Annotated in this window: 15 protein-coding genes; 4 read left to right on the forward strand and 11 right to left on the reverse strand. The window is 63.2% G+C overall.

Features of this window, described 5'->3' with window-relative positions:
- Positions 1-4: 4 nt before the first annotated feature.
- Both crcB and PIN31009_RS24550 read right to left on the reverse strand, forming a co-directional pair.
- Complete coding sequence (gene crcB, locus PIN31009_RS24545; protein ID WP_150682434.1) at positions 5-403, reverse strand: fluoride efflux transporter CrcB; 399 nt, start codon at positions 401-403, stop codon at positions 5-7.
- A gap of 103 nt (positions 404-506) precedes the next feature.
- A complete protein-coding gene (locus tag PIN31009_RS24550) occupies positions 507-1,196 on the reverse strand; it encodes an orotate phosphoribosyltransferase (protein ID WP_058376433.1) in 690 nt (229 codons plus the stop codon).
- A gap of 301 nt (positions 1,197-1,497) precedes the next feature.
- On the opposite strand from PIN31009_RS24550, the gene PIN31009_RS24555 reads away from it, so the two are divergent.
- Both PIN31009_RS24555 and PIN31009_RS24560 read left to right on the forward strand, forming a co-directional pair.
- Positions 1,498-2,745, forward strand: coding sequence for an MFS transporter (locus PIN31009_RS24555; protein ID WP_150791834.1), 1,248 nt, complete (start codon positions 1,498-1,500; stop codon positions 2,743-2,745).
- A 337-nt stretch (positions 2,746-3,082) separates the two neighbouring features.
- The gene (locus PIN31009_RS24560) at positions 3,083-5,368 is read left to right on the forward strand and encodes an NADP-dependent malic enzyme (RefSeq protein ID WP_058376431.1); all 2,286 of its coding nucleotides are present in this window, start codon (positions 3,083-3,085) and stop codon (positions 5,366-5,368) included.
- Between the two features lie 169 nt (positions 5,369-5,537).
- On the opposite strand, the gene PIN31009_RS24565 is transcribed toward PIN31009_RS24560, so the two are convergent.
- Positions 5,538-9,104 (reverse strand): indolepyruvate ferredoxin oxidoreductase family protein, encoded by a 3,567-nt coding sequence (locus tag PIN31009_RS24565; protein ID WP_150791835.1) that lies wholly within the window; start codon positions 9,102-9,104, stop codon positions 5,538-5,540.
- A gap of 610 nt (positions 9,105-9,714) precedes the next feature.
- Between PIN31009_RS24565 and PIN31009_RS24570 the strand changes: the two genes are divergently transcribed.
- Both PIN31009_RS24570 and PIN31009_RS24575 read left to right on the forward strand, forming a co-directional pair.
- On the forward strand, positions 9,715-9,939 hold the full coding sequence (locus PIN31009_RS24570) for a hypothetical protein (RefSeq protein ID WP_058376429.1): 225 nt from the start codon (positions 9,715-9,717) through the stop codon (positions 9,937-9,939).
- 328 nt (positions 9,940-10,267) lie between these two features.
- On the forward strand, positions 10,268-10,756 hold the full coding sequence (locus tag PIN31009_RS24575; protein ID WP_058376428.1) for an Lrp/AsnC family transcriptional regulator: 489 nt from the start codon (positions 10,268-10,270) through the stop codon (positions 10,754-10,756).
- A gap of 111 nt (positions 10,757-10,867) precedes the next feature.
- Here PIN31009_RS24575 and PIN31009_RS24580 read toward each other — a convergent pair whose 3' ends face one another.
- The 8 genes from PIN31009_RS24580 to paaA all read right to left on the reverse strand — a co-directional run bounded on the left by PIN31009_RS24580 (position 10,868) and on the right by paaA (position 17,405).
- Positions 10,868-11,518, reverse strand: a complete 651-nt coding sequence (locus PIN31009_RS24580; protein WP_087691149.1) for a GNAT family N-acetyltransferase — start codon at positions 11,516-11,518, stop codon at positions 10,868-10,870.
- A 248-nt stretch (positions 11,519-11,766) separates the two neighbouring features.
- Positions 11,767-12,423, reverse strand: coding sequence for a TetR/AcrR family transcriptional regulator (locus PIN31009_RS24585; RefSeq protein WP_150791836.1), 657 nt, complete (start codon positions 12,421-12,423; stop codon positions 11,767-11,769).
- Positions 12,424-12,432: 9 nt separating this feature from the next.
- Positions 12,433-13,230: a DUF1835 domain-containing protein gene (locus tag PIN31009_RS24590; RefSeq protein ID WP_150791837.1), complete on the reverse strand. Its 798-nt coding sequence runs from the start codon at positions 13,228-13,230 to the stop codon at positions 12,433-12,435.
- 171 nt (positions 13,231-13,401) lie between these two features.
- Positions 13,402-14,490: a 1,2-phenylacetyl-CoA epoxidase subunit PaaE gene (gene paaE, locus PIN31009_RS24595; protein ID WP_150791838.1), complete on the reverse strand. Its 1,089-nt coding sequence runs from the start codon at positions 14,488-14,490 to the stop codon at positions 13,402-13,404.
- Between the two features lie 50 nt (positions 14,491-14,540).
- Positions 14,541-15,140: a 1,2-phenylacetyl-CoA epoxidase subunit PaaD gene (gene paaD, locus PIN31009_RS24600; protein WP_087721985.1), complete on the reverse strand. Its 600-nt coding sequence runs from the start codon at positions 15,138-15,140 to the stop codon at positions 14,541-14,543.
- Between the two features lie 20 nt (positions 15,141-15,160).
- Positions 15,161-15,964 (reverse strand): 1,2-phenylacetyl-CoA epoxidase subunit PaaC, encoded by an 804-nt coding sequence (gene paaC / locus PIN31009_RS24605; RefSeq protein ID WP_150682428.1) that lies wholly within the window; start codon positions 15,962-15,964, stop codon positions 15,161-15,163.
- Between the two features lie 49 nt (positions 15,965-16,013).
- Positions 16,014-16,310 (reverse strand): 1,2-phenylacetyl-CoA epoxidase subunit PaaB, encoded by a 297-nt coding sequence (gene paaB / locus PIN31009_RS24610; RefSeq protein WP_058376422.1) that lies wholly within the window; start codon positions 16,308-16,310, stop codon positions 16,014-16,016.
- 87 nt (positions 16,311-16,397) lie between these two features.
- On the reverse strand, positions 16,398-17,405 hold the full coding sequence (paaA, locus tag PIN31009_RS24615; RefSeq protein ID WP_058376421.1) for a 1,2-phenylacetyl-CoA epoxidase subunit PaaA: 1,008 nt from the start codon (positions 17,403-17,405) through the stop codon (positions 16,398-16,400).
- Between the last annotated feature and the right edge of the window lie 7 nt (positions 17,406-17,412).

A 17,412-nucleotide genomic window follows, 5' to 3' on the forward strand; every position in this document is an offset into this window, starting at 1 on the left:
TAAGTTACGCCGCCGGCCGCATCCACTGCACGAGGTACGTCGCACTGGCCATGCCGAGCAGCGTCATCAGAAGCGAGCCCGCCACGTGGGCGACGACCGTCATCGACGCCCAGCCGAGTTGCCCTTCGCGCAGCAGCGTCGTGACTTCCGCCGAGAAGGTCGAGAACGTGGTGAGGCCGCCGAGAAAGCCGGTGACGATCAGCAGCCGCCATTCGGCGGGGATCGAGGGGAACTGGCTGAACAGCGCGACCGCAACACCGATCAGGTAGCCGCCGCCGAGATTGGCGGCGAGCGTGCCGAGCGGCAGGGTCGGCAGAATGGCGTTGAACTGCACGCTCAACGCCCAGCGCAGCAGCGCCCCGAGGGCGGCGCCCACGCTGATGGCAACGACCGAAGCAAACATAGGTTTTCCCCTTGCAGATAACAAAACGGCCGACCCTGTTCGGGGCCGGCCGTCCTCGCCTCTCAAGCGAATACTACGGGCATTGCGGGCATTGCCACGGTGCTCAGTCCTTCGGGAAGGACGTTGCGCCACCGTGCGCACCCGACCATTCGGCCGGTGCGTTCAGGAATTTCTCGACTTCATCCAGCGTCTTCGTGTCGAAGTGGTTCTGCTGCTTGGCCACGCGCAGCACGTCCCACCACGTCGCGAGCGAGTGCAGTTGCACGTCGATGTCCTTCAACACCTGACGGCTCTCCGGGAAGATGTCGTAGTGGAAGATCACGAACACGTGGTTCACGCTCGCACCGGCTTCGCGCAGGGCCTTGCAGAAGTTGATCTTGCTGCGGCCGTCGGTCGTCAGGTCTTCGACCAGCAGCACGCGCGAGCCTTCCGGCAGATCGCCTTCGATCTGGGCATTGCGGCCAAAACCCTTCGGTTTTTTGCGCACGTACTGCATCGGCAGCATCAGCTTGTCGGCGATCCACGCAGCGAACGGAATGCCTGCGGTTTCACCGCCGGCGACCGTGTCGAACTGCTCGCAGCCGACGTCTTCGATGAGCACGGCTTCTGCGAAGTCCATCAGCGTACGGCGCACGCGCGGGTACGAGATGAGCTTGCGGCAATCGGTGTAGACCGGGCTGGCCCAGCCCGAGGTGAAGATGTACGGCTTCTCAGCGTTGAAATGCACCGCGCCCACTTCGAGCAGGATTTTGGCGGTGATGTCGGAGATCGCCTGGCGGTCGATGCCAATCATGATGCGGATCCTTTGCATAGCTGCACGCCGTGCGGGCAGCAGGGGGAAATCAGGTTCAGCGCGACAGGTCGGCACGGCGGACCGGCGCTTAAACGCGAATTATGCCACAACATTCAGCAATCGAGCGGTCAATTATGCACGGAGCGTATATTTTCTTGCCGTCACATACGCGCAGGGTGACCGCACGGCGCATATGAAAGATCCGTCCCGATAGATGAGTCCAAAAAAAGAGACAGTTGCCGACGGTTTATGACAGGCATACACTCTCGCCGAATTTCATACGCCGGCCGGAGCCGCCAACATGTCCAACGATTCAACGTCATTCCCCGCCGCGAGCGCCGTGCCGGGCCACGCGCAAGACAACGGTTATGCCAACCGGGCCCTCTGGGCGTCGGCCGTCGGTTACGCGATGGACGGCTTCGACCTGCTGATTCTCGGCTTTATTCTTCCCGCGATTGCCGCTGACCTGTCGCTGACCAGCGCGCAGTCGGGCGCACTCGTGACATGGACACTCATCGGTGCCGTCGTGGGCGGTCTGGTCTTCGGCATGCTCTCCGATCGATACGGCCGCGTGCGCGTGTTGTCGTGGACGATTCTGCTGTTCGCGGTCTTCACCGGGATGTGCGCGCTCGCCCAAGGGTATTGGGACCTGCTCGCGTATCGCACCATCGCCGGGATCGGTCTGGGCGGCGAGTTCGGCATCGGCATGGCGCTGGCCGCAGAAGCCTGCGCACCGGCACGGCGTGCCCGCGCATCGTCGTTCGTGGGGCTGGGCTGGCAAGCCGGGGTGCTCGCCGCCGCGTTGCTCACGCCGGTGCTGCTGCCAATCATCGGCTGGCGTGGCATGTTCGCGGTCGGCCTGCTGCCGGCGGTGGTGTCGTTCATCATGCGCCGCACGCTGGGCGAACCGGAGCTCTTCATCGCACAACAGAAGCAGCCGCGTGAACACGCGCCGCTCAAGCTGCTGGTGAAGGACTGCGCGACCACGCGTGCGAGTCTCGGCGTGGCCATCCTGTGTTCCGTGCAGAACTTCGGCTATTACGGCCTGATGATCTGGATGCCGTCGTATCTGTCGAAGGCGTTCGGTTATTCGCTCACCAAGTCGGCCATGTGGACGGCAGTGACCGTGCTCGGCATGGCATTCGGCATCTGGCTGTTCGGCCGTCTGGCCGATCGCTTCGGCCGCCGCCCGACGTTCATCGGCTACCAGATCGGGGCTGTCGTGATGGTGTTCGTCTATGCGCAGTTGCAATCGCAGTTCGCGCTGTTGATCGGCGGGGCCGTGATGGGCATGTTCGTGAACGGCATGATCGGCGGCTACGGCGCACTGATCTCGGAGCTGTACCCGACGGCGGCACGCGCCACGGCGCAGAACGTGCTGTTCAACATCGGCCGTGCCGTGGGCGGTTTCGGCCCGCTCGCGGTCGGCGCACTGGCCGCGGCGTACTCGTTCAAGATGGCGCTCGTGTTTCTCGCCAGCATTTATGTGCTCGACATCATCGCCACGCTGTTCCTGATTCCGGAGCGTCGCGGCGAGGCGCTTTCCTGATTCAGGATAATCGACAGATTCGCAGTGCCCGGTAAACCGTCAGAACGGGTTGCCGTGCACTGCCATCAAGCTTTTGGCGCAAGGTGTACACTTTGCGTCCTGCGGTGCGTCCGGCGCGCCGCAAGCCCTTGGTCTGACGCGTGCGAGCGCGGTATGCAAGACCCGGGGGAGCGGGGGCCATCACGCCGCCGCGCAGCGAAGAACACCGTCAGCGACAAAATCGCCGAATCCCTCCGGTTGGCTCTTCCCGCCGTGATCCGTCACAAGACTGCCGTGCCTGCGCGCTACCCTCGGGTGGCCGACGCCCGGCCGTCGCCCTGTATTTAGGTATCGAGATATGGACAAACCTGACTTGAAAGAAAGCGCTCTGGCGTACCACGAATTTCCCCGCCCGGGCAAAATCTCGGTGACGCCGACGAAGCCGCTGTCGAACCAGATCGATCTGTCGCTGGCTTACTCGCCGGGCGTGGCCTACGCCTGCGAAGCGATCGCCGAAGACCCCCTCGCCGCCAATCGCTACACGTCGCGCAGCAACCTCGTGGGCGTGATCACCAACGGTACCGCCGTGCTGGGTCTGGGCAACATCGGCCCGCTCGCCGCCAAGCCGGTGATGGAAGGCAAGGGCTGCCTGTTCAAGAAGTTCGCCGGCATCGACGTGTTCGACATCGAACTCGCCGAACATGACCCGGACAAGCTCGTCGAAGCGATCGCCATGCTCGAGCCGACGCTCGGCGGCATCAACCTCGAAGACATCAAGGCGCCCGAGTGCTTCTACATCGAGAAGAAGCTGCGCGAGCGCATGAAGATCCCCGTCTTCCACGACGATCAGCACGGTACCGCCATCATCGCGTCGGCCGCTATCCTCAACGGCCTGAAGGTCGTGGGCAAGGATATCGGCAACGTGAAGCTGGTCTGCTCGGGCGCCGGCGCTGCCGCGATTGCCTGTCTGGACCTGCTGGTGAATCTGGGCCTGAAGAAAGAGAACATTCTGGTTCTCGACTCGAAGGGCGTGATTCACACCGGCCGCGACAAGCTCGACGAGAGCAAGGCACGCTACGCCGTGGCGACCGAAGCCCGCACGCTGGCTGATGCGAGCAACGGTGCCGACGTGTTCCTCGGCTGCTCGACCGCAGGCGTGCTCACCGGCGACATGGTCAAGACCATGGGCCCGAGCCCGCTGATTCTCGCGCTCGCCAACCCCGAGCCGGAAATTCGCCCGGAAATCGCCAAGGCCGCTCGCCCGGACTGCATCGTGGCCACCGGCCGTTCGGACTATCCGAACCAGGTGAACAACGTGCTGTGCTTCCCGTTCATCTTCCGCGGCGCGCTCGACGTGGGCGCGACGACCATTACGGAAGAGATGAAGCTCGCCACCGTGCGTGCCATCGCCGAACTGGCGCAGGAAGAAGAGCAGAGCGAAGAAGTCGCGCGCGCCTATGAAGGCCAGTCGCTCGAATTCGGTCCGGAATACATCATTCCGAAGCCGTTCGATCCGCGTCTGATCATCAAGATCGCACCGGCCGTCGCGCAAGCCGCGATGGACTCGGGCGTGGCGACGCGTCCGATCAAGGACATGGACGCCTACCGCGAGCAACTCGGTGGCACGGTCTACCGCACGGGCTTCATCATGCGTCCGGTGTTTGCCGCCGCGCGTGCCCGTTTCGCCGCCGATACGGCTGCCCGCATCGTGTTTGCCGAAGGCGAAGACGAGCGCGTGCTGCGTGCTGCCCAGTTCGTGCTGGCCGAGCGCATCGCCAAGCCGATCATCATCGGCCGTCCGGCCGTGGTGGAAATGCGTCTGCAAAAGATCGGCTCGAAGCTCAAGCCGGGCGTCGATTTCGAGATCGTCAATCCGGAAGACGACGCGCGCTATCAGCGTTGCTGGCAGGAATACCACAACCTGGGCGCCCGTCACGGCGTGACCCCGGAAGTGGCGAAGGCCGCCATGCGCAAGGACAACACGCTGATCGGTTCGATCCTCGTGCATCTGGGCGAAGCCGACGGCATGATCTGCGGCATGATCGATACGTACCACCGTCACCTCGACGTGGTCGATCAGGTGCTGGGCCGTGCCGAAGGCGTGAGCAACTACGCCGCCATGAACCTGTTGATGCTTGAGAAGCGCAACCTGTTCATCAGCGACACGTACGTGAACGAGACGCCGACCTCGGAGCAACTCGCCGAGATGACGGTGCTCGCCGCCAAGGAAATCGAGCGCTTCGGTATCGCCCCGAAGGTGGCGCTGCTCTCGAACTCGAACTTCGGTAGCGTGAAGTCGGCATCGGCACAACGCATGGCGCGCGCCTGCGAACTGCTCGCTGCCCGCGCACCGTCGCTGGAAGTGGACGGCGAAATGCACGGCGACGCCGCGCTGTCGGAGTCGGTGCGTCGCGCCGCTTACCCGGCCTCGCGTCTGTCGGGCGAAGCCAACCTGCTGGTCATGCCGAACGTGGAAGCGGCCAACATCACGTACAACCTGCTCAAGATGACGGGCGGCGAAGGCGTGACGGTCGGTCCGTTCCTGCTTGGCTGCGCCAAGCCGGTTCACATCCTGACGCCGGCCGCCACCGTGCGCCGCATCATCAACATGACCGCCGTGGCTGCTGCCAACGTGGTTCGTTGATGATCTGACGGACACGCGGCCGGGTGGATCCGGTGCGCGTGTCTGTCAGTGCAGGAAGTGCAGGATAAAAAAATCCCGCCAGTCGCTTACGCGCTGGCGGGATTTTTCATACAGCTTCTGATGCAGGTGATGCTATCGGCTCAGGCTCATGCTCAGACTAAACGGACTTTCAAGCCGCAACGCGATGCGCATTGCCATCGCGGAACTGCGTGAGCAGCTTCGTCCACTTGATGCGCGTGGCGGCGAGGTTCTGATCCTTCACGTGGCCATAGCCGCGAATCTCCTGCGGCAGCTCGGCCAGTTGCACGGCCAGCGACGTGTTGCGCTCGTTCAGATGCGAGATCAGCTCGTTCACCAGTGCCTCGTACTCACCGATCAGCGCACGTTCGGTACGACGCTCTTCCGTGCGGCCGAAGATGTCGAACGCGCCGCCGCGCAGGCCCTTGAACTTCGCCAGCACGCCGAACGCCTTCATCATCCACGGGCCGTAGGACTTCTTGATCAGATGCCCCTTGTCGTCGTGCTTGGCGAGCGACGGCGGCGCCAGGTGGAAGTGCACCGAGAAGTCGCCTTCGAACTGCTCGTTCAGCTTCTTCATGAAGGCCGGGTCGGTGTACAGGCGCGCGACTTCGTACTCGTCCTTGTAGGCCATGAGTTTGTAGAGCGCGCGGGCAACCGCTTCGGTCAGCGGCATTTGCGACGCGCCGTTGTCGATGGCCGACTCGGCCGTGCGCACGCGATCGACCGTCTGCTTGAAGCGCTCGGCATACGCACGATCCTGATACGCCACCAGTTGGTCGTAGCGGCGTTGAATCAGCGCGTCGAGCGCCTTGGGCGAGTGCAGCGTGATCAGCTTGCCGCCGGCGGCTGAGGACTCCGGCGTTTCCCCTTGCTGGGCGAGCTTGCGTACGCTGGCGAGATCGTGCGCGGCACGGCGTCCCCACTCGAACGCCTGCTTGTTCTTCTCGATCGACACGCCGTTGAGTTCGATGGCGCGCGTGAGTGCGGCGTACGAGAGCGGTACCCAGCCCTTCTGCCACGCGAAGCCGAGCACGAACGGGTTGGTGTAGATCGTGTCGCCGAGCAGACGCAGTGCGAGGTGATTCGCATCGACGAAATCGACGTTGTCACCGGCGGCGGCGCGGATATCGTTCTCCGTGCTCGATCCCGGGAAACGCCAGTTCGGGTTGCGGATGAAGTCGGCCGTCGGCGTGTGGGCGCTGTTCACCACGATGTTCGTCACGCCGTGCTGTACGCGCGACAGCGTGTCGTCGGTGGCGGTGGTGATCGCGTCGCAGCCGATCACCACACGTGCGTCGCCCATGGCGATGCGCGTGGCGTGGATGTCGTCCGGTTGCAGCGCGATCTGTACGTGGCTCGTCACCGCGCCACCCTTTTGCGCCAAGCCGGTCACGTCGAGCGTGGTGACGCCCTTGTTTTCCAGATGCGCCGCCATGCCGAGCAGGCCGCCGATGGTCACGACACCCGTGCCACCCACGCCCGTGACGAGAATGCCGTACGGACGCGTGATTTGCGGGAGCGCGGGTTCCGGCAGCGGCGGCAGACCTTCGTTATCGACCTTGGCCGTCTTGGGCTTGCGCAGCTGACCGCCTTCCACCGTCACGAAGCTCGGGCAGAACCCGTTCAGGCACGAGAAGTCCTTGTTGCAGGTCGACTGGTTGATCTGGCGCTTCGTGCCGAATTCCGTTTCCAGCGGTTCGACCGACAGGCAGTTCGACTTCACCGAGCAATCGCCGCAGCCTTCGCAGACCGCCTCGTTGATCACGACACGCTTGGCCGGGTCGGGATACGCACCGCGTTTGCGGCGGCGGCGCTTCTCGGTGGCACACGTCTGGTCGTAGACGAGGATCGTCGTGCCTTTGACCAGCCGGAGTTCGCGCTGCACGCGATCGAGTTCGCTGCGATGGTAGATGGGCACATCGCCAACGAGCTTCACACCCTCGTACTTCTCGGGCTCATCGGTCACGATGACAATCTTCTCGGCGCCTTCGGCAGCCACCTGCGCCACGATCTGCGGCACGCTCAACGTGCCGTCGACCGGCTGGCCGCCCGTCATCGCGACGGCGTCGTTGTAGAGAATCTTGTAGGTGATGTTGACCTTCGACGAGATCGCCGCGCGAATCGCGAGCAAGCCCGAGTGGAAGTAGGTGCCGTCGCCCAGATTCGCGAAGATGTGTTCGTCGCACGAGAACGGCGCCTGACCGATCCAAGGCACGCCTTCGCCGCCCATCTGCGAGAAGGTGTCGGTCTTGCGGTCCATCCACACGGTCATGTAGTGACAGCCGATGCCTGCGATGGCGCGCGAGCCTTCCGGCACGTTCGTCGAGGTGTTGTGCGGGCAGCCCGAGCAGAACCACGGCTTGCGTTCTGCGGCCACGCGCGGCTTGGCGAGCGCCTGTTCCTTGGCTTCGATGACCTTGAGGCGCGTGTTGATGCGATCGCGCACGTCGCTCGGCAATTCGAATTTTTCCAGACGGGTGGCAATTGCCTTCGCAATCAGTGCGGGCGAGAGTTCGTAGTGCGCCGGCAGCAGCCAGTTGGCCATCGGCACCGACCATTCGCCGCCGGCACCATCCTTCTCGTCGAACTTGCCGTACACGCGCGGGCGTACGTCGTCGCGCCAGTTGTACAGCTCTTCCTTGATCTGATATTCGAGGATCTGACGCTTTTCCTCGACCACGAGAATTTCCTGCAAGCCTTGTGCAAACGCGCGCGCACCCTGCGCTTCGAGCGGCCACACACAACCCACTTTGTACAGACGGATACCGATGCGCTGGCACGTGGCTTCGTCGAGCCCCAGATCGGCGAGCGCCTGACACACGTCGAGATACGCCTTGCCGCCGGTCATGATGCCGAAACGCGCGTTGTCGGAATCGATCGTGACGCGGTCGAGCTTGTTGGCGCGCACGTAGGCGAGGGCGGCGTACCACTTGTGGTCGATCATCCGCGCTTCCTGCACCAGCGGCGGATCGGGCCAGCGGATGTTCAGGCCGTCGGGCGGCATGATGAAGTCGTTCGGCAGGCGGATGTCGACGTTGTGCGGGTCGATCATCACCGAGGCCGACGATTCGACCACGTCAGTCACGCACTTCATCGCGACCCACAGGCCCGAGTAGCGGCTCATGGCCCAGCCATGCAGGCCGTAGTCGAGATACTCCTGCACGTTCGACGGATACAGCACGGGGATACCGGCTGCCTTGAAGACGTGTTCGGACTGGTGCGCGAGCGTGGAGGATTTGGCCGCGTGGTCGTCGCCGGCGAGGACCAGTACGCCACCGTGCTTCGACGAGCCTGCCGAGTTGCCGTGTTTGAGTACGTCCATGGAGCGGTCGACGCCGGGCCCCTTGCCGTACCACATGGAAAACACGCCATCGAACTTGGCGGGATACAGATTGACTTGTTGAGAGCCCCAGACGGCGGTGGCCGCGAGGTCTTCGTTCAGACCGGGCTGAAAGACGATGTTATGGCCGGCGAGGTGCTGCTTGGCCTTCCATAGCGACAGATCCAGACCGCCGAGCGGCGAGCCGCGATAGCCCGAAATATAACCGGCGGTGTTGAGCCCGGCGGCCGCATCGCGGGCCTGCTGCAACATCGGTAGTCGGACCAGGGCTTGAATGCCGCTCATATAAGCGCGACCGCGCTCGAGCGTGTATTTGTCGTCGAGCGTGACCGACTCCAGCGCGGCCAGCAAGCTCGGATTGACGGGGGCGTTCATGGGGTGTGCTCCTCACTCTCACTGATTTTGGGATCGCCAAAACTTCCTGCCCCCCCGCTCTCGTGAAGCAGGACGGCGGTGGTGACACAGGCCTCTTTAACGTCCCATGGGTGAACGATGTCACTCCATGAGCGGGGCCTTTTTTCGTGATGCTGTTACCAGTCGCAACTATGTTAGCACCGGCGTCACGCCATCGCCCGCTGGGCATCGTGCCCGCGTAGCGACGTTGTTCCGGTGTCAGCCGAGTTGTCGATCGAGGGCAGTATAGCGAGGATTATGACGTTTACGTAAACGTCATATGGCTGGCGTAAACCCTCCCTTTGCGCCGATGTGCATCATCCCAATATGGGGTGGCAGATGCGGCATCGTGACGCGTGGTGTTTTTCGGATTCCGCAGCAAAATGGCGGGATTGTGTCGCGATTATGTCGACAAAGGTACGCTTGTCGGTGGTTTCTGACACGGCGGTAACAACGTGTAACGCCTGTCGGCGATCGGGAACGGGCAGGGCAGAATGCACACTAAGTTGCGTTACCCGACAGATGGAAAAACGACATTGCGCTTAAGAAGTACGCAAGGAAGCACCCAAGCAACACGAAAGAAGGAGTCACTGTGAATCAACGAAACATCGCCAAATTCCTGCTGGTTTCCGCTTCGTTTCTGACCCTGGAAGTGAGCGTCGCACGCGCCGATGAACTGGCACGCGACAAGGCGGCCGAACCTACCCCCGTTACCGTGGCAGTCACGCCGCCGCTGCGCACCACGCAGCAGCCGCAACGGTACGAAGGCCCGCTCGACCAGCGCACGATCGATCCGCGAGAATTTCAGCGCCGTTAAGCCGTAGCAGGCATAACGGCTAACGGGGTCAGACTGTTCCCACGCGAGCGCATCAGGCGCTGCGAAGCCGGGCCCCAGACACACCATGAGCGCGTCACCACCGCGTGACACCGCCCCACACCACAGGGCGCCGACCGATGAGGCTGGCGCCTTTTTTAATGGGTGGTTCGCAGGGGGTGTCTTTGCGGCGTGACTGCCGCGATTCCCTAAGTCTTTACCCCGAACTGTCTTGTAATGTCTTGTAATCGGGTAAACAGGGTGATGACTTTATGATTTTCGTATTTTGACGCAATATCATTGCTCATAAATATCAAAATCAGGGGGAGATGTGCCAAAACTCGAATTGGATAAGATCGACCGCCGGATTCTCGGATTGCTGCAAAGCAATGGCCGATTATCCAACCTCGAAATCGCCGAACAGGTGCGGCTCTCGCCGAGCCCTTGCCTGCGCCGCATCCGGCGTCTGGAAGAGGCCGGCGTCATTCGCGGCTACGTTGCGCTGCTGGAACCCACAAGGCTGGGGCTCGGCTTGCTGGCGTACGTCAACGTGCGGCTCGACAAACGGCATCCCGGCGACGGAGACGGCGGCACAGTCAACGAGCACTTTCGCGACGTGGTCGATACGTGGCCCGAGGTCGTCGGTTGCTATGCGATGGCCGGCGACATGGACTATCTGCTGCGCGTGCACGTCGGCGATATGACGCACTTTTCGCGTTTCATGCAAAAGCAGCTGCTGATGCATCCCAGCGTGGTCGACGTGAAAACGAGCTTCGTACTCGATCAGCTCAAAGAAACGACGGCGCTACCGCTACCCTGATCCGTGCGGTGACCGCAGGATGCCCAGCGATTCGTCATTTTGACGGGACAAAAAAGAAACCGGCCAATTTGGCCGGTTTTTTGTTTTGCCGTGCTGCGGGTCTGAGGCGAATCAGGCGGCGTTCGGCAGGATGGCACCGAGCAGGCGTCGCGCGTTACGCACCTGACGCTTGATCGCGTAATCGAAGGCGGCGACCTGATCCTGCATCATTTCCGAGAGCATCGACTGCGTGTCGGCGGGCGGCAGGCTGAGGTAACCGTCGGCTTCGCCATAGGCGTAGTTGATTTCCATGCCGGCCTTCTTTGCGATGCGCATCATGCGGGCGTTGCGCGACAGGCAGTGCATGTAGAGCGTATCGACGCGCTTGTTGCGGCAGTGGATGGAGGCACGTTCGAACAGACGCGAGCCGATGCCGCGGCCACGAGCCGATTCCAGTACCGAGACGCCGAATTCGGCGACACGGCCGTTCTTGCCTTCGGGGAGTTGTGCCACGTGGGCGACCGCGACCAGCGCCAGATTGTCGTCGTAGACGCCGAGCAGGCTGTCACGCGAGAAGTCGAGGCTGGCGACGTAGCGGGTAATCACGTCGTCGGTGACGGCCTGACCGAAACGCAGCAGGCGGTCTTCTTCGCCCAGCGCCAGAAAGTGGCGTTGCAGGCGGTGGATGTCGCCCGACGTCAGCTCACGAATCAGCACGCTCGACCGCTCGTTGGCGGCAACCGTCGCGCGGGCGACGTCGGGCGTGTGGTTCGGGGCAGTCATGGCGTATTCCTTGGTGTTCTTTCGAGCGTGCACTGAATTGTGCGGCGCAAAAGAATTATAGCCGAACGGCTAGGTAAAAACCCTAGGAAATAAAAGCGCGCCGTGGAAGGAAACGTCTAAGTGCCTGAAGAATGGCGTGTTTTCTCGATAGTTCGCGTCGGACCATCAGGGGAGGGGTTGCTGCGAAGCAACAAGAAAGGGCGAAATTCGCCCTTTTTGTCGTAAGTGGTCGCTCACTTCGATGGTGTTCAGGCCTGCGCGGAGCCCGATGTCGCTGCGGCGGTCGCGCCGGTCGTCTCGGGCAGCGGCTGGGCAAGACCGTGTTCCAGCACACCGATCACTTCATCGGCGAAGTCGCGGTAGCGCATGCGGCCGCCCGGCTTGAGCCACGTGAAGGTCCAGTTGATCATGCCGAACAGCATCATCGTGAGCGCCGTCTGATTGGGCTTGCCCACGCGCTCGGGGAACGCGCGCGATAACTGACGGGAGAAGGCACCGACCACATCGCGCTGGCGGTTGAGCACCACTTCGCGCTGTTCGTCGTTGAGGAATTTGACGTCGTTGAGCAGCGCAATGTGGCGCGTCTGCGAGGTTTCGTACTCGTCCAGAAACGCACGGATCAGTTCATGAAACGTTTCGCGCTCGGAGAGCCCGCGCCGCTGGCCAAGGGCTTCGACTTCCGTGACGATCAGCATCAGCCGCTGCGTGTAGCGGTCGAGCAGGTCGAACAGGATGGCGTCCTTGCTGGCGTAGTAGTGATAGAGACGGGCTTTCGACGTGCCGCAGGCGGCGGCCAGTTCCGACATCGACGTGCTGGGATAGCTCGCGCGGGCAAAGGCCTCGGCGGCGACATCGAGAATCTGTTCGCGCTGCGACTCGTGGTCGGGCGCCTTGGTACGTGCCATAAACGGGGGTTACTCCAGTCGTAGATCGCACGCTGCGGGCACGGTGGTGTCGCCGCGCAACGCGAGCCGGCCCGCCGCACCGAGTTCGCGGCAGCGCCAGAGCAGAAAACTGTCGGTCGCGAAAAAACCTTCGACGCGCGGCATCATTTCACCGAGAAACGCGGCCATCGGCATCCACGTCACCGGCGCCCGATCGAGAATCTGGTCATCGATTTCGGCGAACGTCGCACCTTCGAAGGTGTTGTGCACCCAGCGGCGCACTTGGGTATTCACTTGCTTGAGCGCTCGCCATTCCAGTGACAACCGGCCGATCCGCAGCAGCGAAATCGGGGCGATACGGGCGAAGCGCTCGGCCAGCACTTCCGGCGCGTACATGCCGACGCTAGTGCGGCGATTGGCATCCTGCGCCGTCGCCGTCTGGGCAGACGGGGCCAGATCGGTACTGCGCAGCACGATCTCGTTCAGCCGCGCGGGGGTGTTGCGCAGCATGAACGCCACGCGCCGCAGCGTGAGCTGGTCGGAAGCACTGTCGCCGTGCCAGCAAACCACCGCATTGTCGCCTTCCACCAACCGTTGCAGCGATGCCAGTTCCTCGCGCAACTCACCCGCATAATCGCGGCCGGCGGAGGGGACGACACGTTGCCAGAAGGCGGCGCGTTGCCGCTCGTTCTCGTCGATTTCGCGCAACGGGCCAACGGCCAGATCGTCACGTAAGACAAGGACAGGGTCGGCGCGAAGCGCTTGCGCCATCGCCGCGCGCAACTGCTGCGCGGCGACATCGCCACAGACGACATGGATGGTATTCATGCCGGTAGTTTACGGTATTCCCGGTACCTCGGGTTGACGCTCCCGTAATGCCGGGAATAATCGACGCATTGGCACCAATTCAAGGCAAATCCCGTTGCGATGACGTGGCGTTCGGGAGCGTTCGCACCGGGCGGCAACAGAATCCGCCGCCCTGCGCACCCAACGGCGGGCTTAGCGCTCGTCGTAGCTGACCACTACGCGTTCCGTCAACGGACGTGCCTGACACGTCAGCACGAAACCTTGTTCCACCTCGTAATCTTCCAGCGTGTAGTTCTTTTCCATCGCCACTTCGCCTTCGAGCACCTTGGCGCGGCACGTGCAGCACACGCCGCCCTTGCAGGCGTACGGCAGCGAGAGTCCGGCCGCGAGACCCGTGTCGAGAATGCTCTGGCCTTCGTACGGCTGACGCAGGCGGCGTTCCTTGCCGTCCATGACGACGACCAGCTCGGCCATCGGCGTGTCGTCGGTGATCACCACCGCCTTCACCGGGGCTTGCGACGTGGGCACACCGAAGCGCTCGACGTGGATCTTTTCCTTCGCGACACCAGCGGCGGCCAGTGCGGCTTCGGCGGCATCCATCATCGGGCCCGGCCCGCAGATGAACGCTTCGTCGATGCTCGACGGCGGGATCAGCGTATCGAGAAACGCCGAGCACTTGTCCTGATTGAGCAGGCCGTTGAACAACTCGACTTCCTGCGCTTCGTCCGAGAGCACGTGATACAGGCGCAGACGGCCCAGATACGTGTTCTTCAGGTCTTCCAGCGCTTCGGCAAACATGATGGCAGGCACCGAGCGGTTGCCGTACACGAGCGTGAACTGGCTGTTCGGCTCCGAAGCCAGCGTCGTCTTGATGAGCGCGAGCATCGGCGTGATACCCGAGCCACCGGCAAAGCCGACGTAATGCTTGGCATGCTCAGGCGACAGACGCGTGAAAAAGCGGCCGTCCGGCGTCATCACGTCGATCTGCTGGCCCGGCTTCAACTGGTCGTTGGCGAAGTTCGAGAACTTGCCGCCCGGCACGCGCTTGATACCCACGCGCAATTCGCCGGTCGCCTCGTAGTCGGGAACGCCTACGCAAATGGAGTAGGAGCGGCGGGCTTCCTCGCCTTCGATCTGCGTCTTGAGCGTGAGGAACTGGCCTTGCGTGAAACGGTAGGCGTCGCGCAGGGCTTCCGGCACGGTGAACGCGATCGAGATGGCGTCGGCGGTCTCGGGACGGATTTCGCGAATGGTCAGCGAATGGAATTGCGGGGTCGTCATCGTGGGCTTCCTTGCCGCCGGCACCCGCCGGTCGGGATCAATCGGATCAATCAATAGGGCTTGAAGTAGTCGAACGGCTCGCGGCACGTACGGCAACGGTAATGCGCCTTGCACGCGGTCGAGCCGAACGCCGATACCACTTCCGTGTCGCTCGAACCGCAGTGCGGGCACGGCACACCGTCTTTCGGGCGGCCGTAGAACGTGATCTTGCGCGGTGCGTCGGCGGCTACCGCATGCGCGCCCGTGGGCGGTGCAATGCCGTAGCCGCGCAGCTTCTCGCGGGCCTCCGGGCTGATCCAGTCGGTGGTCCACGCGGGCGCCAGCACGGTCTTGATGTGCCACGGGCCGAGGCCCGCGCGCGTCATCGCGGCGTCGATGTCTTCGGCGATCTGTTGCATCGCCGGACACCCCGAGTACGTCGGCGTAATCACGATCTCGAACGACGTCACGTCATCCGCGTTCTGCACCACGCGCACGTCGCGCAGAATGCCGAGTTCGCGAATCGACACGACCGGAATCTCGGGATCGGGCACCGATTCGAGCGTCTGCCACGCGAGCGGCAGCGAGGCTTCCGATGCCGGTGTCAGCACGTCGGGTGCGACGGGCGGGGTGAGCGGCAGATTCATGATCGTGTCGAGGTGCGTGTGCATGGCGGGCGTCGCGTGACCAGTTACCAGCTCGCGCCGGGATGCTGACGCGCGATGACCTGCATCTCGCCGAGCAGGTAGCTCATGTGCTCGGAGTGATGGCCGAACTTGCCCGTGCTCTCGAACGCGCCGGTGGCCGGGGCGCTGAGCGTGGCTTCGTCGAGCGCGTCGGTCACGACGGCCTGCCATGCATCCTTCAGATCGGACATGGTCACGCCCGTGCCGGCAGCGGCCGCGGCGTCTTCGAGCGCATCGCGCTTGAAGATTTCGTTCATGTACGGCATCAGGTAGTCGAGGGCAGCCTGCGCGCGACGGTGCGACTCTTCCGTGCCGTCGCCAAAGCGCACCAGCCAGTCGCGGGCGTGATGCAGGTGGTAATGCGCTTCCTTGACCGACTTCGCGGCGATGGCGGCGAGTTCGGCGTCGCCCGACTGCGCGAGCGCTTGCCAGACTTCGACCATCAGGGCCGAGTACAGGAAGTTGCGCACGATCGTCACGGCGTAGTCGCGCTCGGCGGCCGAGGTACCGGCGGTCGGGCCGTAATGCGGCAGTTCGACGAGCGTCCAGTTACGGAAGGCGAACTCGTCGCGCCAGAAGGCGTAGTCGTCTTCCTGCTTGGCGAGGCCGGTCAGTTCGGTTTCGAGCTTGGCGGCGTGTTGATAGAGCATGCGTGCCTGCCCGATCAGATCGAGGCTCAGGTTGGTGAGCGCGATGTCTTCTTCGAGCACGGGGCCGTGGCCGCACCATTCCGCGTTGCGCTGACCGAGGATCAGCGCGTTGTCGGCAAGGCGCAGCAGATAGGACAGGTGTTCCTGCGTCGGTTTCATGTTCTGGTGTCTCGCTCGGGGCGCGCCGTGACAGACGGCGCGCAGCCACTTACATGTGGTTCACTTCTTCCGGCAACTGATAGAAGGTCGGGTGGCGGTAGATCTTGTCGGCGGCCGGGTCGAACAGTTCGGCCTTGTCTTCCGGTGCCGAGGCCGTGATGGCGGCCGAGGGCACGACCCAGAGGCTCACGCCTTCCTGTCGGCGCGTGTACACGTCGCGCGCCATGCGCAGCGCCATTTCGGCGTCGGCGGCGTGCAGGCTGCCGCTGTGCTTATGTTCGAGGCCCATCTTGCTGCGCACGAACACTTCCCAGAGGGGCCATTCCTTGTTGCTTGCTTGCGTCATGATCGTTCCTGTGCGGGGCGTCCCGCGTGTCTGTGAGGTTGCCGCTGGCGCACGTGACTGGCCGGGCGGCTGGTTCGGGCAGCTTGTTCAGGCGGCTTGTTTTTCAGCGCGCTGACGTTGCTTCGCCGCGTGGGCGAGGGCGGCGTCGCGCACCCAGGCGCCGTTGTCGTGCGCGGCCACGCGGGTGCCCACACGTTCCTTGTTGCACGGGCCTTCGCCGTTCACGACACGCCAGAATTCCGACCAGTCGATCTCGCCGTAGTCGTGGGCCTTGCGGGCTTCGTTCCACTTCAGATCCGGATCGGGGAAGGTCACGCCGAGCACGCGGGCTTGTTCGATGGCGGCGTCGACAAACTTCTGACGCAGGTCGTCGTTCGAAATGCGCTTGATGCCCCACTTCATGGTCTGCGCGCTGTGGATCGATTCCTTGTCGCTCGGGCCGAACATCATCAGCACCGGCCACCACCAGCGGTTGACGGCTTCCTGCACCATGTCGCGCTGGGCCTGCGTGCCGTTCATCATCGAGAGCAGGGCGTCGAAGCCCTGACGCTGATGGAACGACTCTTCCTTACAGACGCGGATCATCGCGCGCGCATACGGGCCATATGAGCAGCGGCACAGCGGCACTTGGTTCATGATGGCGGCGCCATCGACCAGCCAGCCGATCACGCCGACGTCGGCCCACGTGAGCGTGGGGTAATTGAAGATGCTGGAGTACTTGGCCTTGCCCGAGTGCAGCGCGTCGATCATCTGGTCGCGCGACGTGCCGAGGGTTTCAGCGGCGGAATAGAGATAGAGACCGTGGCCGGCTTCGTCCTGCACCTTGGCCAACAGGATCGCTTTGCGCTTGAGGCTGGGGGCGCGCGAAATCCAGTTGCCTTCCGGCAGCATGCCGACGACTTCCGAGTGCGCGTGCTGCGAAATCTGGCGCACGAGCGTCTTGCGGTACTCGACGGGCATGTAGTCCTGCGGCTCGATCTTCTGATCGGCGGCCATGCGCGCGTCGAAGCGGGCTTGTTGCTGCTGCTCCGTCTCGCTCAGGGTGCGCACGCCCTTGGGGCTGTTGCCGGCCAGATCGATGGCTTGCGTATACATAGAGGAA

The organism is Pandoraea iniqua (genome assembly GCF_902459685.1).
In the GTDB taxonomy this organism is placed as follows: Bacteria; Pseudomonadota; Gammaproteobacteria; order Burkholderiales; family Burkholderiaceae; genus Pandoraea; species Pandoraea iniqua.